3 protein-coding genes are annotated in these 2,993 nt (G+C 68.4%); all 3 read right to left on the bottom strand.

Annotation, left to right across the window (positions count from 1 at the left end; translation table 11 throughout):
- Nucleotides 1-702 (bottom strand): hypothetical protein (locus tag WBV89_RS14725; protein ID WP_423982109.1); only part of this gene is annotated, 702 nt, incomplete at its 3' end.
- The gene (locus WBV89_RS14720; RefSeq protein ID WP_423982108.1) at nucleotides 699-1,589 is read right to left on the bottom strand and encodes a type II secretion system F family protein; all 891 of its coding nucleotides are present in this window, start codon (nucleotides 1,587-1,589) and stop codon (nucleotides 699-701) included. The genes WBV89_RS14720 and WBV89_RS14725, both read right to left, overlap by 4 nt.
- A partial coding sequence (locus tag WBV89_RS14715) for a CpaF family protein (protein ID WP_423982107.1) occupies nucleotides 1,586-2,993 on the bottom strand: 1,408 nt, incomplete at its 5' end. The genes WBV89_RS14715 and WBV89_RS14720, both read right to left, overlap by 4 nt.

Here is a 2,993-nt window from a genome sequence, read left to right as displayed (position 1 = left end):
GGACAGAGCCGCGGCCGACGCAACCTGCTGCAGTTCGGGGAGGTCGAAATCGTCGGCCACGATCGACAGCGCGTCGACCAGGCTCCTCCCGGTCGTCGCGACCTCGCGCATCCGCCGGCGCAGTTGTCCGAAGAGCAGCCCGTCGCCGACATCGGCCGCCTGTTGGAGCGCACCCTCGTGCCCGGTGTTGGCGGCCAGCAACATCGTGACCATGTCGAGGTAGGCCGACAGTTGATGGCGCAGGTCGATCCGCATCTCGTCGGCCTCGGCGACCGCGGCGGAATGGACGAGCAGTGGCGCGAGGACCGCGCAGGCCAGCGAGATCGCGATGGGGACGACGACCGCGATGTCGATCACACCTGCGACCTCCAGGACGGCGAGGATCAGCGACGGAACAATGAGCCCGGTCAGCGCGGCGACGACCAGGTACCCGACGTGGGTGGTGGCCGGACGTCCGATGATCTGCAGGGTGGTGAGCGACGCGAACCGGCGCTCGATGACGGGTGATCGCTCGGCGAACGAACCGAGCCGGGTGATCAGATCGGTGGTTTCACCGTCGCGCTCGCGGATCGTGGGCGGCCGGTGAAGATGCTCGACCGCAGCGCGCAGGGATGGCCGGGGTTGCAGCCAGCCCGTGACGACCAGGGCCACCGCGAAAGCGAGCAACATGCTCGTGACGACGATGGTTCCAAGACTGCTCATCGGCTGGCCCCGATCGTGGCCGGTGCCGGATTGCGGCCATTCGCGCCCGTGATGAACCGGCTCGGTGTGGGGAACTTGGACAACCGCTGCACGCGCAGCAGCAGGATCGCGTACACGCCCAGGACGACGCCGAGGAAGAGCTGACCCTCCGCGGTGTCGTAGGCGTCGAGATACGCGGCCCTTCCGAACACGAGCAACACCATCACCAGCGCGCCCATGATCAGTGAGAGGAGCAACACCTCGCGTTGGATCGGTGCCCGCTCGGCTTCGACGATGCGGCGTCGATCGGCTGCGACTCGCGCCTGTGTGGCCAGCGCGGTCAGCACCGCGACAGTGCGCGCTCCGCGCTGCACCGCGATCAGCAACCCGGCCGAGACGAGGTCGCCAAGGGGATCGTCGAGTTCGTCCGCGAAGCGGCGGAACGCGATGCCGGGGTCCTGGTGACCGAGCGCGGCCGAGAGCCGCCGAACCGCCGGGCGGATCGCCGGCGGGGCGCTCGGCACGGTCGACGCGATCGCACCGATCGGTTGGTCACCGGCGAGGAGGACATCGCGCAGGTTCTCGATCCACGACGCCAGTGCCTCAGTTCGTTCGAGATCGTTCGTGTGGCCGGTGCCGCGCCGTTGGAACGCGGCGACCCAGAACCATGCGGCGGTCGCGATCACGAGTGCGGGCACCACCCAACCCGACACGGCCAGCACGACGACTCCACACGCTCCGGCCCACAGCGCGCGCACGGCGCGACCGGAGTCGACCAGCGCACCGTGAGCTGGTGCGCTCGCGTCCGGCTCGACGTCGGGATCCGACCGGACGGCGTCGGCGACGACGACCACGGCGAGGAGGAGCAGCGTGGACGACAGGACCAGGAGAAGCAGGCCGGCGCTCACGGGTTCTCCCGGATCGCGAAGTCGTCCGGCTGATACCCGGACAGCCGAAGGCGGCTGAGATGGCGCGTGGACAGCGGTGCGAGCTGAGTCAGTTCGGCGTCCGCGTCGAGCCCCCACACCTCGGTGCTGGCGACCCCGCCCCGCTCACCGAGTCCCCCGACCTCGACGATCGAGGTGACCCGGCGAGTCGTGCCCTGCTCGGCGGCGGCGTTGCGCACGAGATCGATGTGGACGATGAAGTCGACCGTCTGGGCGATCAGACTCCAGACGGCAAATTCCGGCAGGCTCGTGTTCGACTTCGACACGTAGTACGCCAGTCGCTGCAGGACGATGTCGGAGGTGTGCGCGTGGATGGTGGCGAGCGAACCGCGCTTGCACATCGAGGCGACGTCCAACATGTCGAGTGCTTCGTCCTCGACGAGTTCGCCGACGACCACCCGATCGGGATTGAGTCGCCGGGTCAGTTCGACGAGTTGACGGGTGGTGATCTCGCCTTCGCCCTCCGCATTCGTGTGGCGGGTGAACAGAGCGGGGGCATCCGGATGGCGGGGGTCGTCCTCGAGGCGGAGTTCGAGCAGGTTCTTCTCGACCGTGATGATCCGTTCGAGCGGTGACACCTCGCCGAGCAGTTCGGTGAGCAGCGTCGTCTTGCCCGCACCGGGAGGGCCCGAGACCAACATGGTGAATCCGCATCGAACGAGCGCACGCAGCTGGGCGACGACGGTCATCGGGAACAGGCCGAGGTGGGCGAGGCCGTCGAGTCCGACCTGACGGACGACGAATCGACGGATCGCGATCCGCGGATGGGTGGAGATGCCGTGTTCACCGTCTCCGCCGAGGACCATCACGATGCGCGACCCGTCGTTGGCCTGCATCGTCAACATCGGCGATGACGTGTCGAGCCGACCCTCGCCGGTTCCGCGCATCCGCAGCGCCAATCGTTTCTGGAACGCCGTCAGCTCGACCGTGGAGTTCCACAGCGCGCCGACATCGACCTTGCGTCCGTCTGCGTAGGTGATCCAGGTCGACGACGCGGAGTTGACGTCGATCTCCTCGACGGCGTCGTCGTTGAGGAACGGTTCCAACGGACCCGCACCGGTCAGTTCGGCGACGACGCGGCTGCGCAACGTGTGTTCGTCGGCGAGGTCCAGCGGGCGCCTCCCGGCGCGCAGGCGGTCCTCGTTGACGACGCTGATCTCGTCGTTGATCCACGCGCCGACCAGCAACTGTTGACGCCGTTCGTCGAGCGCGAGGAGGACGTCACCTGGGCCCCGATCGGTCCGGGCAGCGTCGTGTTCGACGGCATCGATCAACCGATCGGCCACCCGGGTCGTGACGTCGCCGACCGGGCCGTCGAGCGCGTCGGCCGGGCGCCGCGAGGTCGTGACTCGGCTCATCGAACCG

Source organism: Ilumatobacter sp., from assembly GCF_049588435.1.
In the GTDB taxonomy this organism is placed as follows: Bacteria; Actinomycetota; Acidimicrobiia; order Acidimicrobiales; family Ilumatobacteraceae; genus Ilumatobacter_A.
This window is presented reverse-complemented; position numbering and strand designations above follow the sequence as displayed.